The 17,236-nt window shown below is 34.3% G+C and carries 21 protein-coding genes; 12 read left to right on the top strand and 9 right to left on the bottom strand.

The features are described 5' to 3' along the window. Nucleotides 1-17 precede the first annotated feature (17 nt). The gene (locus BLT57_RS03270; RefSeq protein ID WP_091422219.1) at nt 18-2,342 is read left to right on the top strand and encodes a hypothetical protein; all 2,325 of its coding nucleotides are present in this window, start codon (nt 18-20) and stop codon (nt 2,340-2,342) included. Between the two features lie 73 nt (nt 2,343-2,415). On the opposite strand, the gene BLT57_RS03265 is transcribed toward BLT57_RS03270, so the two are convergent. Then, nucleotides 2,416-2,748: a single-stranded DNA-binding protein gene (locus BLT57_RS03265; RefSeq protein ID WP_091422216.1), complete on the bottom strand. Its 333-nt coding sequence runs from the start codon at nt 2,746-2,748 to the stop codon at nt 2,416-2,418. Nucleotides 2,749-2,909: 161 nt separating this feature from the next. Here BLT57_RS03265 and BLT57_RS03260 point away from each other — a divergent pair, with 161 nt between their 5' ends. Genes BLT57_RS03260 through BLT57_RS03250 form a run of 3 tightly spaced genes read left to right on the top strand, consistent with a single transcriptional unit; the run spans nt 2,910 to nt 4,535 of the window. Beyond that, nucleotides 2,910-3,461, top strand: a complete 552-nt coding sequence (locus BLT57_RS03260) for a GNAT family N-acetyltransferase (protein ID WP_091422213.1) — start codon at nt 2,910-2,912, stop codon at nt 3,459-3,461. Further along, nucleotides 3,442-3,792: a hypothetical protein gene (locus BLT57_RS03255; protein WP_091422211.1), complete on the top strand. Its 351-nt coding sequence runs from the start codon at nt 3,442-3,444 to the stop codon at nt 3,790-3,792. The genes BLT57_RS03260 and BLT57_RS03255 overlap by 20 nt, the downstream gene beginning before the upstream one ends. 53 nt (nt 3,793-3,845) lie before the next feature. After that, on the top strand, nt 3,846-4,535 hold the full coding sequence (locus tag BLT57_RS03250; protein WP_091422208.1) for a hypothetical protein: 690 nt from the start codon (nt 3,846-3,848) through the stop codon (nt 4,533-4,535). A 2-nt stretch (nt 4,536-4,537) separates the two neighbouring features. Here BLT57_RS03250 and BLT57_RS03245 read toward each other — a convergent pair whose 3' ends face one another. Continuing rightward, nucleotides 4,538-5,005, bottom strand: a complete 468-nt coding sequence (locus BLT57_RS03245; RefSeq protein WP_091422207.1) for a CBS domain-containing protein — start codon at nt 5,003-5,005, stop codon at nt 4,538-4,540. Nucleotides 5,006-5,116: 111 nt separating this feature from the next. On the opposite strand from BLT57_RS03245, the gene BLT57_RS03240 reads away from it, so the two are divergent. Together BLT57_RS03240 and BLT57_RS03235 are read left to right on the top strand one after the other, a co-directional pair. Beyond that, nucleotides 5,117-5,923, top strand: coding sequence for an NAD(P)-binding domain-containing protein (locus BLT57_RS03240; protein WP_091422204.1), 807 nt, complete (start codon nt 5,117-5,119; stop codon nt 5,921-5,923). 70 nt (nt 5,924-5,993) lie between these two features. Beyond that, on the top strand, nt 5,994-6,689 hold the full coding sequence (locus BLT57_RS03235) for a M48 family metallopeptidase (RefSeq protein WP_091422202.1): 696 nt from the start codon (nt 5,994-5,996) through the stop codon (nt 6,687-6,689). Between the two features lie 67 nt (nt 6,690-6,756). On the opposite strand, the gene BLT57_RS03230 is transcribed toward BLT57_RS03235, so the two are convergent. Both BLT57_RS03230 and BLT57_RS03225 read right to left on the bottom strand, forming a co-directional pair. Then, nucleotides 6,757-8,820, bottom strand: a complete 2,064-nt coding sequence (locus BLT57_RS03230) for a M13 family metallopeptidase (protein ID WP_091422200.1) — start codon at nt 8,818-8,820, stop codon at nt 6,757-6,759. A gap of 111 nt (nt 8,821-8,931) precedes the next feature. Next, nucleotides 8,932-9,456: a hypothetical protein gene (locus BLT57_RS03225; RefSeq protein WP_157717107.1), complete on the bottom strand. Its 525-nt coding sequence runs from the start codon at nt 9,454-9,456 to the stop codon at nt 8,932-8,934. A 156-nt stretch (nt 9,457-9,612) separates the two neighbouring features. Between BLT57_RS03225 and BLT57_RS03220 the strand changes: the two genes are divergently transcribed. The 4 genes from BLT57_RS03220 (at nt 9,613) to BLT57_RS03210 (ending at nt 12,734) form a co-directional block, all read left to right on the top strand. Next, complete coding sequence (locus tag BLT57_RS03220) at nt 9,613-10,578, top strand: NAD-dependent epimerase/dehydratase family protein (protein ID WP_091422194.1); 966 nt, start codon at nt 9,613-9,615, stop codon at nt 10,576-10,578. A 197-nt stretch (nt 10,579-10,775) separates the two neighbouring features. Next, entirely contained in the window at nt 10,776-11,648 is an 873-nt protein-coding gene (locus tag BLT57_RS03215) for an AraC family transcriptional regulator (RefSeq protein ID WP_091422191.1), read from the top strand. 15 nt (nt 11,649-11,663) lie between these two features. Continuing rightward, nucleotides 11,664-11,837: a hypothetical protein gene (locus tag BLT57_RS14110; RefSeq protein ID WP_172827424.1), complete on the top strand. Its 174-nt coding sequence runs from the start codon at nt 11,664-11,666 to the stop codon at nt 11,835-11,837. Between the two features lie 120 nt (nt 11,838-11,957). Beyond that, nucleotides 11,958-12,734 (top strand): hypothetical protein, encoded by a 777-nt coding sequence (locus tag BLT57_RS03210; protein ID WP_091422189.1) that lies wholly within the window; start codon nt 11,958-11,960, stop codon nt 12,732-12,734. 51 nt (nt 12,735-12,785) lie between these two features. On the opposite strand, the gene BLT57_RS03205 is transcribed toward BLT57_RS03210, so the two are convergent. The 4 genes from BLT57_RS03205 to BLT57_RS03190 form a co-directional block, all read right to left on the bottom strand. After that, the gene (locus tag BLT57_RS03205) at nt 12,786-13,442 is read right to left on the bottom strand and encodes an HD domain-containing protein (RefSeq protein WP_091422186.1); all 657 of its coding nucleotides are present in this window, start codon (nt 13,440-13,442) and stop codon (nt 12,786-12,788) included. Between the two features lie 59 nt (nt 13,443-13,501). Beyond that, entirely contained in the window at nt 13,502-14,491 is a 990-nt protein-coding gene (locus BLT57_RS03200; RefSeq protein WP_091422183.1) for an acyl-ACP desaturase, read from the bottom strand. A gap of 11 nt (nt 14,492-14,502) precedes the next feature. Then, nucleotides 14,503-15,246 (bottom strand): 1-acyl-sn-glycerol-3-phosphate acyltransferase, encoded by a 744-nt coding sequence (locus tag BLT57_RS03195; RefSeq protein WP_091422179.1) that lies wholly within the window; start codon nt 15,244-15,246, stop codon nt 14,503-14,505. Between the two features lie 87 nt (nt 15,247-15,333). Next, nucleotides 15,334-15,744 (bottom strand): BrxA/BrxB family bacilliredoxin, encoded by a 411-nt coding sequence (locus BLT57_RS03190; protein ID WP_091422177.1) that lies wholly within the window; start codon nt 15,742-15,744, stop codon nt 15,334-15,336. Nucleotides 15,745-15,859: 115 nt separating this feature from the next. Here BLT57_RS03190 and BLT57_RS03185 point away from each other — a divergent pair, with 115 nt between their 5' ends. Continuing rightward, nucleotides 15,860-16,651, top strand: coding sequence for a TerB family tellurite resistance protein (locus BLT57_RS03185; protein ID WP_091422174.1), 792 nt, complete (start codon nt 15,860-15,862; stop codon nt 16,649-16,651). Between the two features lie 12 nt (nt 16,652-16,663). Here BLT57_RS03185 and BLT57_RS14020 read toward each other — a convergent pair whose 3' ends face one another. Continuing rightward, a complete protein-coding gene (locus BLT57_RS14020; protein WP_157717106.1) occupies nt 16,664-16,807 on the bottom strand; it encodes a hypothetical protein in 144 nt (47 codons plus the stop codon). Between the two features lie 98 nt (nt 16,808-16,905). On the opposite strand from BLT57_RS14020, the gene BLT57_RS03180 reads away from it, so the two are divergent. Further along, entirely contained in the window at nt 16,906-17,229 is a 324-nt protein-coding gene (locus tag BLT57_RS03180; protein WP_091422171.1) for a TraR/DksA C4-type zinc finger protein, read from the top strand. Nucleotides 17,230-17,236 lie beyond the last annotated feature (7 nt).

Here is a 17,236-nt window from a genome sequence, read left to right as displayed (position 1 = left end):
TTTTTTGCTTATTTGTTATGCACACTATTTCAGCACAAAATAATGTAGACCTCAGATCCTCATATGATAACTATGTAAATTTACCTAGAGAAGTTGCATATGCACATCTTAACAAATCTCTGTACGTGCATGGTGAAACAATCGGTTTTAGTGTTTACGTTTTTGACAAGAACACTAAAAAACCATCATCAAAAACAACTAATGTTTATGTCGTTCTTTCTGATGATAAAAATAATACAGTTAAAGAACAATTAATATGGGCCAAAGGCGGCAAAACGTCTGGGGTATTTTATGTCGATAGCCTTCTTGCAAGTGGGAATTACACATTCAAAACTTTTACCAATTGGATGAAAAATTTTGATGAACAAAATTACTACACACAAAGTATAAAAATCATCAATCCTAATGACGTTCAAAATGATCCTCAGGTAATATCTGCAAAACTTGATGCACAGTTTTTACCCGAAGGTGGTCATATTGTGGCTAATACCGAAAACAGTATTGGTGTTGTAATTAAAGACGTAAACGGATTTGGTGTTTCTAGTGTTACAGGAAATATCCTAGATCAATATGGGACGATAGTTACTCATTTTCAAACAAATGCTATGGGTATTGGTAAATTTCCATTATTACATGATATTAAAAACACATACACTGTAGAATTAGAATTTAATAACGATGTTCAAACATTCGACTTGAACTTCAGTGAACAAAAAGGTATCAATGTCATCTTAAAAGAGTTGGGATCAAAAGTATTATTAAGTTTTAATACGAATAAAAAAACACTACCAATGTTGAAGAATAAGGCATATTCTTTATTTATTCATAATGGTTTTAAATCAAAGACAAGTGCCATCACGTTTACAGATGCCACTAAATTGACAAAAGCGATTGACAAGAATGATCTCTATCCTGGTATTAATATTTTCACATTGTTCAATGAAAACAATCAACCTATATTAGAGCGATTATACTTTAATTATGAAGGTGTTGAAACATTTAAAACAAGTGATGCAACGACTCGGAAAGAGGATAATTTTCTTACTGTACAAATCCCACTTAAAGGTTTAAATCCTAATGAAATAGCAAATTTAAGTGTATCTATTCTACCAGCAACTACTAAGTCATACAATACACATCACAATATGTTGTCTTATACCATGCTGCAACCATTTGTTAAAGGGTACATAGAAAATGCTAAATACTATTTTACAGATATAACGGATAAGAAAAAATTTGAACTTGATAAATTATTAATCACTCAAGGTTGGAGTAGCTATTCTTGGAATGATATTTTCAACAATCCACCGCAACAATTATTCGATTTCGAAAATGGCATCTCATTTAAAGCTAACAATAATGCAACTAAAGACGAAGGCAAATTTGTTTTACATACAACGACAAATCATGATGCACAGTCTTACATCCTAAAAGATGGTGAACAAAGCTTCAGCGAAAGCGGATTCTTTATTGAAGATAGAGAGTATCTCGAATTTACAGAAGTCATTAATGATAAAAAGATCAAAAAAGCAAATCTATATGTGCAATTCTCACCATCAAGTGTTCCTAAAATGGATAATTTCATAAACGCACTAACTATTGAAGATGAGACGACCTTTGAAGCAAACACTTCAGATATATTATTTAACAGAACGTGGGATGAATATGAACTGTTAGACGAAGTGCAATTAGAGGCTTATGTGAAAAAACAAAGAGCAGATAAGATCTCTAAACGATTTCCTACGGGTAGAATTGATATGTTTGATGATGAAAAACGATATAATACAATAGATTTAGTCACATATTTAAATTTTCAAGGATATACTGCTTTTCAAGATATTGGTGGTCGAGTTTCCATTGTCAGAAGTCGAGCATTAGGCTCTCCAGGTATTTTCTTAAATGGACAACGTTTATTCGATCTTAGTATTTTAAATCGTTGGGACATGAGTGATATGGATTATATTGTTTTTGACAGAACTCAAAGACAATACCCTAATGGAGGGCCAATCAGTTTGGCTGGTACAATACATTTATATACAAATCCAAACTTGAAGTTTAAGAATGATAAACGTAAATTATTTAATCAAAGAATAAACCTTCCATTAACTTTTACATCAGAAAAGAAGTTTTACGCACCGAAATATGTGTATTATGATACAAAGTTTTTTAAAGATTATGGCGTTATTGATTGGATTCCTAATGTAGAAATAAACAGTTCTAATATCATGAATCTTAAATTTAAAGATACGGGTTCAGAAGAATTAAAAATATTTATTGAAGGAACTACTAATGAAGGTAAATTGATTTCTGAAGAGAAATTAGTTATGATGAATGGTATGTAATCCTCAAGTGATTTAAAAAACAAAAAAGGCTTCCATGATGGAAGCCTTTTTAAAATACATTGATTACCGATTGTTATTTCCCTAGCATTAATAATTCATTACAAATAATTTCGGTCGTATAACGCTTGTTACCCTCCTTGTCGTCCCAAGACCGATTGGTTAACTTTCCTTCAATGGCTATTTCTTTGCCCTTAGTGACGTACTCTTCAACTACCTTTACAAGTCCGCCACGCACAATCACATTATGCCAGTAAGCACGTTCTACTTTGTTTCCCTCTTTGTCTTTGTAGCTATCATCTGTAGCTAAAGAGAATTTTGCCATTTTGTTTCCGTCTTCGAAGTTTACAATTTCTGGATCTTGTCCTAATCTTCCAATCAACTGTACTTTGTTTCTAAGTGTGTTCATAATTTTAAATTTTAATGTTAAACAGTTAATGCTATTGAACCTTCATTGATTCAACACTACAAATATGGGACAGCTTGCAAATGTTAGTCGGTAGTTACTTATTTAAAATCGTTTGTAAATGTTTGTAGTCATTTGCAAACGGATATTTTGTATCTTTACCTATGACCTTTTACTTAGAAACAGAACATCTTATTTTGCGTGATATATTACCCACTGATATGGACGGCATATTTGAGTTAGACTCCAATCCCAAGGTTCATCAATATCTTGGCAAGAATCCTATCACCACCAAAACACAAGCCGAAACTATCATTAATTTCATTATTGAACAATATAATGAACGTGGAATTGGCCGTTTCGCTGCTATTGAAAAATCATCTGGAAATTTTATTGGTTGGTCTGGTTTAAAATTTAACACTGGTGATAAAGAGACTTTGGGAAGTAAACGCGATTTCTATGACATAGGGTATAGATTAATTCCAAAATATTGGGGAAAAGGTTATGCCAAAGAATCGGCTCAAGCAGTATTAGATTTTGGTTTTGACAATTTGAAACTAGATCTCATTTGTGGTGCTGCCGAAATAGGCAATATCGCCTCAAACAAAATATTACAAAACATAGGATTACAGTACCATGAACAATTTACTTATGAAGGAGAACTAATTAATTGGTATGAACTAAAAAACCAAGATTATGCAAAAACAATGTCCTGAATGCGGCAATAAAATAGTAGGTAGAATTGATAAAAAATTCTGCAGTGATGCCTGTCGCAACGCCTATAATAATGCGATTAATAAAGACAGTAAAAACCTCATTAGAAATACGAATAATCGTTTGAGAAAAAACTACCGTATTTTAGAAACCCTCAATCCAGACCAAAAGAAAAAGGTATCTAGAGCCAAACTCATTGAAAAGGGATTCGATTTTAATTATTTTACAAGTATCTATACCACGAAAGTTGGAACGATATATTATTTTGTTTACGATCAAGGCTATTTGCCTTTAGAAGGTGATTATTACGCATTAGTAAAACGAGAAAGTTAAGGCTGTAACATTTTAATATATTTCAGTACCTATATAAACAAGTTAACCACATTATGAACGTTCCAATACTTATTTCAATCGTTATTCTTGCAATCGGAATTATCGCACTCCTCGCCTATTATTATAACGGTAAAAATGTGATTATTAGAACGCTCTCAAAAATTCCAGTGAAGCCTGCTTCTAGTTTACGAACCAATGAATTGTCCAAAGTTACTGGTAAAGCACTGCATGTTAAAGAACCATTAATTGCCCCTTACTCAAAACGTCAATGTGTTTTCTATCAAATAAAAATTGAACAACTAGTAAGTACTGGAAAAAGTTCACATTGGAAAACCATCACATCTGAAGAAAAGTTTCAAGAGTTCTTTATAAACACCAACAATGACTTTGTCATCGTGAAACCATCAAACAATCCAAAAAACTATATTTGTCATCTTGTAAAAGACCGCAAACAGAAATCAGGAACTTTTAATGACCCAACACCAGAATTTGAAGCTTTACTTCGACAATTCAATATCAAAAGTGAGACTTATTTTGGTTTTAATAAGAGTTTACGGGTTACCGAAGGTGTTATTGAAATTGGAGAGCAAATCACTGCAGCGGGCATTGTTAAATGGAAGACGCTCAATGAGCCCTTACCTGAATACCCATATTCTAAAATTGCCGAATTAGAAAGTGAAGGTAAGACCAAGCTAATCATCACTGACCTCCCTGAAGTATTGCCAAATACTAGAAGACGATAAGGCTATTTCCAGTTTTGACCTTTTAGCTCTAAAGCCGCTTTGAGAATATCTTTCTGACTAATTTGTCCTACCAATTTACCATTTTCAACAATTGGAAAACGACGAATTTTAGACTCTAAGAATACGTTGGCAGCATCAAACACATTCATATTACCATCAATAGTTTCAACATTTCGTGCCATTCTATTCTCAACCGTATGTTGTTCCATTGGCATATTGTAATACCTACTTTCACTAATTTGTTTTAAGCAATCGCCTTCAGAAATAATACCAACCAATTCATTGTTATTATTAACTACTGGTCCTCCAGAAATCTTGTACTTAATTAAAGTTTGAATGACTTCTTCTACCGATTGTTCTGGTTTAAACGTGATGAGATCACGAGTCATAAAATCACTTACTGTAATTGCCACTGTGGTGCCTGCTGTCCCTTGCAGCTTCCTTGCTCCTTGAAAACTTTTAATGCCCATAACCAATTTAATTTTTGTGTTGAACTTAAAGTTACTGAAAAATAGTCAATTATACTAAAACCTAGATTCGTGCAATTATTTGTACATTTCAAATCACTTAAAACTTGAAACTTGAAACAAAATATTTGCGTCATAGGCTGCGGTTGGTTGGGCCTTCCGTTGGCTAAACATCTCATTGAAAATGGGTATCATGTAAATGGATCCACAACGAGTGCATCAAAAATTGTGATGCTTGAGACTGAAGGAGTTTCGCCATTTATCGTTCAATTAACTTCGGAAGGTGTTGTAGGGTCTATTACGTCCTGTCTCGCGCATTGTAAAACACTCATTCTTAATATTCCTCCCGGTCTTCGCAAAGATCCAAAGGGTAATTATGTTCAGAAGATAGAACATCTCATTACTCATATTGAATCCTCTGAAATAAAACAGGTACTATTTATTGGTTCAACTTCAGTTTTCGCAGACGCTACATCAATTCCAATTATCAACGAAACCAGTCCTACAGCAAGGTCTATAAATGCAAAGCAGCTCGTTGCTGTAGAGGCACTGTTTCAGAAGAACAAAAACTTCAAAACAACCATTTTACGTTTTGGTGGTCTCTTTGCTGAAGACCGTCATCCCGCCAAATTCTTATCTTGTAAAACAGATTTAAAAAATCCAGATGCACCAGTAAATCTTATTCATCGTAAGGATTGTATTGGAATCATAGTCTCTATACTTAAGCATCAGACTTGGAATACGGTTTTTAATGCGTCTACCACACCTCACCCAACTAGAAAAAACTACTACACAACAGTGTGTGAAAGCTTGCAAATACCCATTCCTCATTTTGAGTTTAAGCAGAAAAGTGAAGGGAAAATTATTAATTCTGAAAAGTTGGTACGCCTTTTGAATTACAAGTTCAAAGTAAAACTCTAATAATTAGCAGACTTTTAAGAATTAATCTTATTAATTTTTTTAGTTTTGGCGCAAGTAAATTATCAATATCATGAAAAAAATCATATTACTTCTAGCGGTAATGACAACCATTGGAGCAACGGCTCAAACAAAATCTGAACTTTTAAAACACTTTGAAACCTATTATAAACAAATGCAAGTACAAGGTGATGCTCAAGGTGTTATAAATGCCATGACACATTTACAAGCACTTCAACCATCTCAGGCAAGGCTAGATACCTTAGCGTATGTTTATGTTTCTGAAGGTCGTAACGTGGAAGCATTAAATACCATTGGTATTGAACAAAATCCTAATGACTCAGACATTAATACTGAAGTTAAAGCAATAGCACTAAAAGCGGTTAACCAACCAAAACGCGCAGTTGTATTCTACGAAGAGTTATTTAAAAGAAATGCAAATCCTTATATCGCTTACGAAATAGCAGATTTAAAAACACAGCTTCAAGATTTATCAGGAGCAAAAGCCAGTGTTGATTATGGTTTGGCAAATGTGAAACCTGACATGAAGCGTGGTTATTATGAATCGCAAAGACCTTATGAAGTCTCTCTAAAAGGTGCTCTAACCTACATGAAAGCACTGGTGGTATTTAACATGAATCAAACTGATAATTTAGACCAAGCTATCAATTTACTGAATGAAGTTATTACAATGGATGCTAATTTTAATTTGGCAAAACTTAGTAAAGATGCGCTTGAAGCACGAAAAACAGGAGCTAATAAAGACTAATAGCCTTTTTTACAAAACAAAAAAAGCGACCAAATGGTCGCTTTTTTTTAATAATAACTAGGCTTGTTTACCAAATTCTAACGCGATCTTTAGGTGCTAGCCACATTTTATCCCCATCTTTAATATCAAATGCTTCATAAAAAGCATCAATGTTTTTTAACGGTTGTATTGCTCTTTGAATTCCTGGCGAATGTGGATCTGTTTTAACCTGAGTTCTTAATGCATCATCTCTAGTTAAGGTTCGCCAAACGGTTGCCCAAGACATGAAGAAGCGCTGTTCTGGAGTAAACCCATCAATGTTTTCTGGTCTTCCATTTTCCGCAAAATATAATTGTAATCCGTCATAAGCTCCAAGCACACCGCCAAGATCTCCAATATTTTCACCTAAGGTAAATTTACCGTTGATATAGACGCTATCCATAACCTCAATAGCACTATACTGTTCTGCTAAAGCATCTCCACGTTTTGTAAACTCTTCAAGATCTGTATCTGTCCACCAGTTTTTTAAATTTCCGTCGCCATCAAAACGCGCTCCTGAATCATCAAATGCATGTGAAATTTCATGACCAATAACTGCTCCAATACCTCCATAATTTACAGCTTCATCAGCCGTATAATTATAAAAAGGTGGTTGTAAAATTGCTGCTGGAAAAACAATCTCGTTGTTTAAAGGGTTAAAATATGCGTTAACCATTTGTGGTGGCATTCCCCATTCTGATTTATCAACTGGCTCACCTATTTCAGATAAGTTTTTCTCCATTTGCCATTGTCCTACAGCTAACATATTTTCAGCATAAGAATTACCTTCTTTCACCATCATTTTTGAATAATCTTCCCATTCATCTGGATACGCAATTTTCACTGTAAATTTGTCTAACTTTTCAACAGCTTTTATTTTTGTAGAATCTGTCATCCAATCTAAATCTTGGATTCTATTTTGGAAAGCTTTAATTACGTTAGCAATCATCTTTTCTGCTTTTTCCTTAGCTTCAGGTGGAAATTTTGCATCTACATATAATTTACCAATAGCCTCACCTACGGTCCCATCAACGGTACCAAGTGCACGTTCATCAGCTGGACGCATCTTTTTTGCTCCATTCAGAGTCTTTCCATAAAACTCCCAATTTGCTTTTTCAATTTCAGTACTTAAATATCCTGCAGCATTATCAAGAGTACTCCAGTCCATTAAGATTTTAATATCTTCAATTGAAGTTGACTTTAAAAAGTCACTCATGGCAGACATATATGTCGGTTGCATCACATTAAGTTTTTCCATCTCCTTTGTGATACCCATATCTGTAATCAACTTATTCCAGTCTATTGCTGGACACATGTTTTGTAAATCTTCTAAAGATGTTGGATTGTTATAGTTACGAGCGTCTCGCATAGCCACTTTATCTAATCTTGGCTCAACCAATTGGGTTTCCATTGCTAAGATTTTCTCAGCCGCTGCATCAGCATCTTCTTTACTATAATCAATATATTGTAACATTCTAGAAACATGAGCAACGTATTGTTCTCTAATTTCTTGTGACTTCGTATCTTGATCTAAATAATAATCACGCTGTAATCCTGTACCTCCTGGAAAAACCCAAGCCACATTCATACTACTGTTATTAAGATCTGCGTTAGCTCCTATTCCTGCAAATGGAGCAGAAACTCCAATTGTTGTGGCATAAATAGTTTGCATGTCTTCAAGAGTGTTGATACTATCTATTGCATCTAATAATGGTTGGATAGGTTTGATACCAGCTTTATCTCTAGCTACTGTATCTAAAGCTGTTTCAAAAATATGAAGTGCCTTTTTTTGGTCTGTGCCTTCTTCATATTTACCAAGCTCTTTTGATGTATTCATAATATCTAATACATCAGCTCTGGTAGCTTTACGTAAAACACCAAAGCCGCCCCAGCGCGTTTCATCTTCTGGAATGGTTGTGGCTTTTACCCAATTACCATTAACGTAACTATAAAAATCATCTTTTGGGCTCACCGTTGTGTCCATGTTTTCGAGATTAATTCCAGGAATCTTCTCAATCATAGCAGTTTCGTCTTTAGACTCTTCCTTACATCCTAAAAATGCAACAAGACCCAATACAGAAACCACCAAAATACTTTTAATATTGGTTTTCATAATGTTTGTGGAAATTTAATTTGACTAAAATTAGTTATTTATTAGACCCTTTAAAGATAAATTTGTTACATATTAACAAAATATTAAGAAAATAACTGATGAAACAGGAAATTATTGCGGCTTTAAAACATTATTCTTTTCAAATTCAAATTTCTTATTGATTTGAAGAATAAGATTTGATAATGTAATGAGGTATTCCTTGATTGCTTGCAGTTGTTCTTCTTTATCAATATTACCCAATGTTAACAAACTATTCAGTTTTTGCATTTTTGTATCTAGTGCCACTATTCTTGCCATTATTTCGTTGGTTTGCAACGGTTTTGGCATTTCAACACTCATTTCTTGTAAAAATGTATTGAGTAATAAACGCTCACCATTAAAAAAACTTAAATCCCCGTTTTTTAAGAATTCCGTTTGATTAATAAGCTCTTGAAATTTCTGCCAATCCTTGACTGCTTTTTTTGAATCTGCACTCAACCCAAAATCAGAATAGCGCAGATCGTCAATATCTCTTTCACTAATAGTACGTGCCTGAATTTGTTCTTGTGTTTCCTCAACAACTTCGGAAACACCAGTGTCTTTACAGTTGGATAGGAACAAACTTAAACCGATATAATACAACAAATAAATACGCATAAGTGTGGACAATTCAATTTGAGGTAAATATACTGAAAGCACAAATATCTCATAGGCAATTAACAAAAATTAAAGAGTTGTTAATTTTACGATTTTAAATTTTTTGTAGGCTTTATTCTTGTTATTTTTGAGGTAACAATATAACACCTTATAGCTATGCCTAAAGTATTGATTATTGGTGCCTGCGGCCAAATTGGCTCTGAATTAACTTTTAAACTTAAGGATATTCATGGCACAGAAAACGTTGTTGCCAGCGATATTAGCTATAATAATCTAGATGTGGTAAATTCGGGCATCTTTGAAATTGTCGATGCTCAAGATTATAATTCAGTAAGAACTTGTGTTGAAAAGTACAATATTGACACCATTTATTTAATGGCCGCTATACTAAGTGCGACAGGAGAAAAGTATCCTATGAAAGCCTGGGATTTAAACATGAACTCTTTATTTCATGTTCTCAATCTTGCTAAAGATGGTTTTATAAAACATGTCTTTTGGCCTTCAAGCATCGCGGTATTTGGGCCATCTACACCAGCAACCGATACACCCCAGCATACAACCATGGAACCTACTACAGTTTATGGTATTACCAAACAAGTTGGTGAGCGTTGGTGCGAATATTATCATAAAAAATATGGTGTAGATGTGAGAAGCATACGTTATCCCGGATTGATTAGTTGGAAAACCTTACCAGGTGGAGGGACTACAGATTATGCCGTAGAAATTTATCACGACGCTATAAAGCACAAAAAGTATGAGTGCTTTTTAGCGCAGCACACTGAACTACCTATGATGTATATGGATGATGCCATCAATGCGACTGTAAACATTATGCAAGCGCCATCTGATCAAATTAAAATTAGGTCATCATATAATTTAGCAGCCATGAGTTTTACACCTTTAGAAATTTCCAAAGCTATAAAAAAGCACATTCCCGATTTTGAAATCACTTATGAACCAGATTTTAGACAACATATTGCTGATTCTTGGCCAAAGTCTATTGATGACTCTTCGGCTAGAGCCGACTGGAGCTGGGAGCACAACTATGATCTTGAAAAAATGACTAGCGAGATGATTAGCAAACTTCGTGAAAAATATGCTACCTCTGAAAAAATCTCTTAATTTCTTAGAACTGAATTAGTTCCGTTGAAACTAGCAATAGGTCCTATTTGGAAACCACAACTCAGCTCATTTTATTTACTATATTATCTCTAATAAAGAATTTAAAAAGCATTAAAGTTAAAATAGCATACTTTTAGGCTAATTCTCTATATATTTTTCATATTATATATAATATCTTTGTTTTTTCATAGCAGGCCATGAATCAGAACAAACCTACTTTAGAAAAGATAAAACCAGAGTTTGGAAGTTCAGTGTTTGTATATAAGCATATGGCCCAATATACTGACAATAAAGCGTTTTGGCATTTTCATCCAGAAATCGAATTGGTTTATGTTGATAAAGGCCGTGGTAAACGTCATATTGGAAATCACTTATCTTATTTTAATAACAGTCAATTAATTTTATTAGGTTCTAATTTACCTCACCATGGTTTTACAGATCGACTCACTGAAGAAGGTTCTGAGGTATTGGTACAATTTCAACCAGAATTTCTTGGTGACCAATTTTTTAATATCCCAGAAATGTCGAGCATTAAAGGTTTATTTGAACGTGCAAAAAATGGCATTCTTTTTAAGGTAGAAACTAAGCAAAAAGTTGGATTAAAAATCCAAAAGCTTGACGATGTTAAAGGTTTTAGACGCATAATATTACTCTTAGAAATACTATTTGATTTGGCTGAAGCTAAGGACTATGAGCTATTAAATGCAGATGGGTTTGCTTTTGAAACCAATTTACAAGACAGTTTTAAAATTGATTTAATCTATAATCATATTAATACTAATTTTAAAAATCACATTTCATTAAATGAAATTGCTCACGTTGCAAGTATGACGGTTCCTGCCTTTTGTAGATATTTTAAAAAATCTACTGGCAAGACTTTTACTAAACTTGTAAATGAATATCGCGTGGTTCACGCAACAAAATTACTGTCTGAAAGTCAAATGAGTGTCACCGATGTGGCCTTTGAATGTGGATTTAATAATTTTTCACATTTTAATAAATTATTCAAAGAAATTACTGGCAAAAGCGCCTCTAAATATAGAGGGGAATTAAAACTAGTTGTACGGTAATTCTAATATAAAACAATGAAAAATAAAATAGATATTGCTTTAGAATATTACCATAAGAAAGGCCAACTAATCCTCAATGCTGTCAATTCTAGCAAGAATTTAACGGCAGATCAAATTATTGAATATGGTCAAGACATGGCCGCCATTGAATTTAAAATTACAGCTTTAGAAGTTGCAAAAGAAAATTGATAAGTAGAAAATATCGTGGGGCTAATAACTGATATAAAAAATATTAAGAATTTTCTGTCTATTAATCATCCGTTTTACTGTTTTCGGCAAAATTAAATTATACACCTAAATTCAAATTTTATGAAACTTAAATTTTTATCAATAATTACTTTAGCTTTAACGTTATGCACATCTTGTAGCGATGACTCCACTTCTGATGGGTTTTTGGACGGAAATCCAGATGCCGTTGCAAGATATATTACAAGCATTACGGTTGTATCTGCTCAAGATGCGAGTGATAATACAACAATCACAGTAAATTATGATGATGCTAATCGAGTAACCAGTATTTCTGACGGTATCGATTCAGGAATATTAGCTTATAATAATGGTGATTTAGCAAATGTTGCCAGCAGTGGCGATACTTTCGCAATCGAAGAATTATATGAATCGCCATATGATGCTTTTGACACAGGCGAAGTCATTAATTATAATAATGATGGTAACCCAGTAAATCTAAGGTTTTTTGAAAGTGAATACGATTGGAATACCAATAGTGACATCACTGAAGAATACAGAGCTGAAATCCAATATGATAACCAGCCAAACCCTTACTTTTATACAATTCAAGCCGCAGGCGGAATTGAAGTTATGGATAATGTAGATCTCAACTTTAGTGCAAATCCAGATGCACCACAAATTGTACAAGCAAGAATGTTATTTCCATCTAAAAACATCAAGAAAATCATCTATAGAGATTTAGAAGGAAATGTATTATCTGAAGTCACTGCCGACTTCGTCTATAACTCAGATAATTATCCGACTTCTGGGACAATTACAGCGACTGATTTTGACGAATTTGATGGAGAAACTACAAGTATCTACTCATTGACATTTACTTACCAAGCATCAAACTAAATGTTATTTTTATCATATGAAGAAGGCTTGCCATATGGTGAGCCTTTTTTATTATTTCTCTCCATCCCATTCTTTATAAAACTCCTCAAGAAAGGTTTCCATAAACTGATGACGCTTTAATGCAATTCGCTTCCCTGATTCGGTATTCATGCGATCTTTAAGAAGCAATAGCTTTTCATAAAAGTGATTTATAGTAGGGGCTTGAGATGCTTCATATTCCTCCTTAGTCATCTGCAAATTAGGAGGAATGGATGGATCAAATATTTTCCGGTTTTTATAACCGCCATAATTAAACGTTCTTGCAATCCCAATGGCTCCTAGTGCATCCAAGCGATCTGCATCTTGAATGACATCCAGTTCAGGAGATTTAAATTGTTGATCTTGATTACCTCCTTTAAATGATATATTTTCTATAATATTCACTACATGTTCTATGGCTACAGAATCCACATTAAGTGCAAATAAAAACTCCCTAGCTTTTTGTGGCCCTATGGTTTCATCTCCTTTATGAAACTTACTATCAGCAATATCATGCAGTAAGGCTCCAAGCGCGACAATAAACGTATTTACATTTTCATCTTTGGCCATATGCAAGGCGTTATTGTAAACCCTCTCGATGTGAAACCAGTCATGTCCACCTTCGGCGTTTTCAAGTTCACTTCTAACAAATTGCTTTGTTTTTTCTATGATGTCTTCGGAAGTATGCATGAGCTAAAATTAAAAAACCTATCAGTAACTGATAGGTTTTTTATCTCTTTTTATTTGAATTATTTCAACCTTGCCGGCTCTACCCATTTAAACTGAAATGAATTTTCTGGGATTGTGATACGATCAGCTAAACGAATCATTCTTGAAGGCAATTTCATTAAATAGTCACGTGCTTTTTCAGCCTCATCGGATAGATTGGTCATACCACCAATATCCCATCGATCAATTAGTTTTTGAAGAATATCTACGTAATCGGCCGATGTGTAAACACCAATGCGTTGTGCTGTATTTGAAAACTCTTCAAATGCAGTCCCCATTTTATCTCCAGATTCTCTCAAGAAATGTGCTGGCATCGCAATTTTTCGTTTCATCATATAATGAAATGCCACCATCATTTGGTTTGGGTCAACGGCGAAAATACGTTCTACAAACTCTGAGTACGCATGATGGTGTCTCATTTCATCTCCAGAAATAATTTTACACATTTTTGCCAGTTGTTTGTTCCCTTTCTCCTTAGCTATTTTTGCAACTCTATTATGAGAAATGTAAGTTGCTAACTCCTGAAAACTTGTATATACAAAATTTTTATATGGATCTCGATCTGTACCGATATCAAAACCATCAGCTATTAAATATTGTGTGGTTCTCTCAATTTCTCGCATATTAACACGACCAGATAAATATAGATATTTATTCAGCACATCGCCATGACGATTTTCTTCAGCTGTCCAATGACTCACCCATTTTGACCAACCATTACGTTCTACTTGATCAACACCTTCAACATCCATCAACCAAGATTCGTAAGATGGTAAAGCTTCTTCTGTAATCATATCTCCAACTAAAACAACCCAAAAATCATAAGGTAATTCTTTTGAAAGTTCACGAATTTCTCTTACCTCTTCGTAAAAATTTTCGCTTTCAGAATTCGGTAAAAAATCTGTTGGTTGCCATATCTTTTCAATAGGAATAAGGTATTTTTCGATAAGTTGATTAACGTCCTTTTCAAGATGTTGCATCACTTCTAATCGTATATTTTTCAACGACATGTTATTGTAATTTAATGGTTTACACGAATAGCGTTAATAATACTATTTTCGACAGTAGTAACTAACGCCTTCTTATCCGTAAAGGTAGCAATTTCTATAGGCTTGTGAACGGTAAACTTAATATGATTTCCTATTCCCAACGGGAATTTGCCATAGCGTAACATTTTCCATGAATTATTTACCGTTACTGGAACAATCCAAGCAGAAGGCGTTTTTTTGATTAAAATATCTAGTCCTCTAGTTTTAAATGGCCTAGGATGACCATCTTTACTTCTAGTTCCTTCAGGAAAAATGACTCCAGCGCGCTTAGTGTCTTCGAGATACTCACCAAACGTAATCATAGCAGGTAAGGCTTGTCTTGGGTTTTTACGATCAATCAAAACTGAACCACCATGGCGCAAATTATAAGACACACTCGGTATGCCTTTTCCTAATTCTTGTTTAGCCACAAACTTCACATGATGCTTGCGCATATACCACATAATTGGTGAAATATCATACATGCTTTGATGATTTGACACAATCAATAACGGCTGGTTTTTAGGAATTTCGAATTGATTATCCCACGTAAAACGAGTCCCTAAGACATTTAAACACCGCATTAAACTAAACTGAAGCGCATCAACACTTAGTTTATGAACTTTATAGCCAAATACATTAAAACAAAGCCACTGGATTGGATGAAAAAACAGCAATGTCATACCAAATACCATAAAATAAATGACTGTTAAAGGATATGCTAAAAGTTTTCTCATGTGGCAAAAATAATTCAATGTCCTGTATACACAAAAAAAGCCACGACTAATTCGTGGCTTCTATCATCTATTTAAGAGTTATAGTGTCTAACAATGCTCATTATAAGCATCCATAAGGTTTTCGGCAATTAATTCAGCGGGACGACCTTCAATATGATGACGTTCTAACATGTGAACCAATTCACCATTTTTAAACAAGGCCATGCAAGGTGAGCTTGGGGGAAATGGTACCATGTGTGCTCTGGCAGCATCAACAGCCTCTTTATCAACACCTGCAAATACAGTTGCAATATGATCTGGACGTTTTGCGTTTTGTAAACTTTGTCTCGCTCCAGGACGAGCGTTGGCAGCAGCACATCCACAAACCGAATTGACTACAACTAAAGTTGTGCCCTCTTTTGCTAATGCAGCTTCAACAGCGTCTGCTGTTTGTAATTCCTCAAAACCTACGTTGGTCAAATCTTCACGCATTGGTTTTACTAATTCTGCTGGATACATATATTTTTATTTTTAAAATTATTATTTAGACTGCAAAGATACCAATTGTGTAACAAAGTCTAGAGTGTTTCTACTAACAAATAGTATATTTGAATATAAATAAAAACTATAGTATATGAGTTTTGCAAAATGGATAGGTGGTGCGCTCGGATGGTCGTTTGGAGGACCTATTGGAGCTATCATTGGTCTTGCCATTGGGAGTTTAATCGATGGCGCTACAGAACAAGGAGGATTTCTGCTGGGTGAAGGTAATTCTAAGCAACAGCGAAGATCATCGCGACAAAATAGTTCCCGATCACGAACTCGCAATCGAACACGACCTACAACCCAATCTGGTGATTTTGAAGTAAGCCTATTAGTGTTAGCCTCTGTAGTGATTAAGGCTGATGGTATTCAAGACCAGCGTGAACTGGATTATGTGCGTCAGCAGTTTGTAAATATGTACGGAAAAGAGCGCGCAAACCATGCATTTCGTTTGTTTAAGAATATCAATAAACAACAAATTCCAACGCGAAAAGTTTGTTTACAGATTAAAGAAATGATGGATCATGCCGCTAGACTTCAACTGCTACATTTTCTCTTCGGAATAGCAAAAGCTGATGGCATGGTAACCGATAACGAAGTCTCGCAAATCTATATGATTTCTGGGTATTTAGGTATCAGCTCTCGAGACTACGGAAGTATAAAAGCCATGTTTTATAATAGCAGTGACAATGCCTATAAAATTTTAGAAATCACTAAAGAAGCTACTGATAATGAAGTTAAAAAAGCATATCGGAAAATGGCTAAAAAATACCATCCTGATAAGGTCATTCATCTAGGAAAGGAACACCAAAAAGGTGCTGAAGAGAAGTTTAGACACGTCCAAAAAGCCTATGAACAATTACAAAAAGAACGTGGGTTTTAATCAGCAATCGCCTTACTTATCTCTTTTGTTTATTCGTCTCTCAATGTCTTTAAAATAGCGTTTTTCTTTATATTTTCTGTAGACAAATATAACAACGACAATAAGGCCTAGAATCATTATTCCGCCTTTACCAATCATATATTCGATGATTTCCATAGTCGTAGATTAAGAGTGCTGTTGTCGCTAATAAAAGTAAAACTTTCGTTTAAATCGCTTATTTTAGATGAATTACATCATGAATTCGATTAAACGTTATGGACAAAGCACAAATAAAAATTACGATTCTAGATGAAATATTAAAAACCGAAACATCTATAGAACATTACAAAGAGCTTAGCAAACCCATTGCTCCTAATGATGCTATTGGTCGCGTGAGCAGAATGGATGCCATCAATAATAAAACTATAAATGAAGCCTCTTTACGGCAAGCAGAAAGCAAACTCAACACGTTAAAAATTGTGCTCTCTAAAATTAATGATGACGACTTCGGTATCTGTTTAAAATGCAAACAAGTGATTCCGTTAGGCAGAATACTTATTAGGCCAGAAAGCTTGTTTTGTGTCAACTGTGCGAGATAAAAACTGA

The organism is Formosa sp. Hel1_31_208, assembly GCF_900104785.1.
In the GTDB taxonomy this organism is placed as follows: domain Bacteria; phylum Bacteroidota; class Bacteroidia; order Flavobacteriales; family Flavobacteriaceae; genus Psychroserpens.
Note: the sequence above shows the minus strand (reverse complement) of the source record. Positions and strands in the feature narration are given on the sequence as shown.

Bases quoted from the DNA above. Each gene is read 5' to 3' on its own strand.
- BLT57_RS03270 (WP_091422219.1), top strand. From the start codon at position 18: ATGCACACTATTTCAGCACAAAATAATGTAGACCTCAGATCCTCATAT.
- BLT57_RS03265 (WP_091422216.1), bottom strand. From the start codon at position 2,748: ATGAACACACTTAGAAACAAAGTACAGTTGATTGGAAGATTAGGACAA.
- BLT57_RS03260 (WP_091422213.1), top strand. From the start codon at position 2,910: ATGACCTTTTACTTAGAAACAGAACATCTTATTTTGCGTGATATATTA.
- BLT57_RS03255 (WP_091422211.1), top strand. From the start codon at position 3,442: ATGCAAAAACAATGTCCTGAATGCGGCAATAAAATAGTAGGTAGAATT.
- BLT57_RS03250 (WP_091422208.1), top strand. From the start codon at position 3,846: ATGAACGTTCCAATACTTATTTCAATCGTTATTCTTGCAATCGGAATT.
- BLT57_RS03245 (WP_091422207.1), bottom strand. From the start codon at position 5,005: ATGGGCATTAAAAGTTTTCAAGGAGCAAGGAAGCTGCAAGGGACAGCA.
- BLT57_RS03235 (WP_091422202.1), top strand. From the start codon at position 5,994: ATGAAAAAAATCATATTACTTCTAGCGGTAATGACAACCATTGGAGCA.
- BLT57_RS03230 (WP_091422200.1), bottom strand. From the start codon at position 8,820: ATGAAAACCAATATTAAAAGTATTTTGGTGGTTTCTGTATTGGGTCTT.
- BLT57_RS03225 (WP_157717107.1), bottom strand. From the start codon at position 9,456: ATGCGTATTTATTTGTTGTATTATATCGGTTTAAGTTTGTTCCTATCC.
- BLT57_RS03220 (WP_091422194.1), top strand. From the start codon at position 9,613: ATGCCTAAAGTATTGATTATTGGTGCCTGCGGCCAAATTGGCTCTGAA.
- BLT57_RS03215 (WP_091422191.1), top strand. From the start codon at position 10,776: ATGAATCAGAACAAACCTACTTTAGAAAAGATAAAACCAGAGTTTGGA.
- BLT57_RS14110 (WP_172827424.1), top strand. From the start codon at position 11,664: ATGAAAAATAAAATAGATATTGCTTTAGAATATTACCATAAGAAAGGC.
- BLT57_RS03210 (WP_091422189.1), top strand. From the start codon at position 11,958: ATGAAACTTAAATTTTTATCAATAATTACTTTAGCTTTAACGTTATGC.
- BLT57_RS03205 (WP_091422186.1), bottom strand. From the start codon at position 13,442: ATGCATACTTCCGAAGACATCATAGAAAAAACAAAGCAATTTGTTAGA.
- BLT57_RS03200 (WP_091422183.1), bottom strand. From the start codon at position 14,491: ATGTCGTTGAAAAATATACGATTAGAAGTGATGCAACATCTTGAAAAG.
- BLT57_RS03195 (WP_091422179.1), bottom strand. From the start codon at position 15,246: ATGAGAAAACTTTTAGCATATCCTTTAACAGTCATTTATTTTATGGTA.
- BLT57_RS03190 (WP_091422177.1), bottom strand. From the start codon at position 15,744: ATGTATCCAGCAGAATTAGTAAAACCAATGCGTGAAGATTTGACCAAC.
- BLT57_RS03185 (WP_091422174.1), top strand. From the start codon at position 15,860: ATGAGTTTTGCAAAATGGATAGGTGGTGCGCTCGGATGGTCGTTTGGA.
- BLT57_RS14020 (WP_157717106.1), bottom strand. From the start codon at position 16,807: ATGGAAATCATCGAATATATGATTGGTAAAGGCGGAATAATGATTCTA.
- BLT57_RS03180 (WP_091422171.1), top strand. From the start codon at position 16,906: ATGGACAAAGCACAAATAAAAATTACGATTCTAGATGAAATATTAAAA.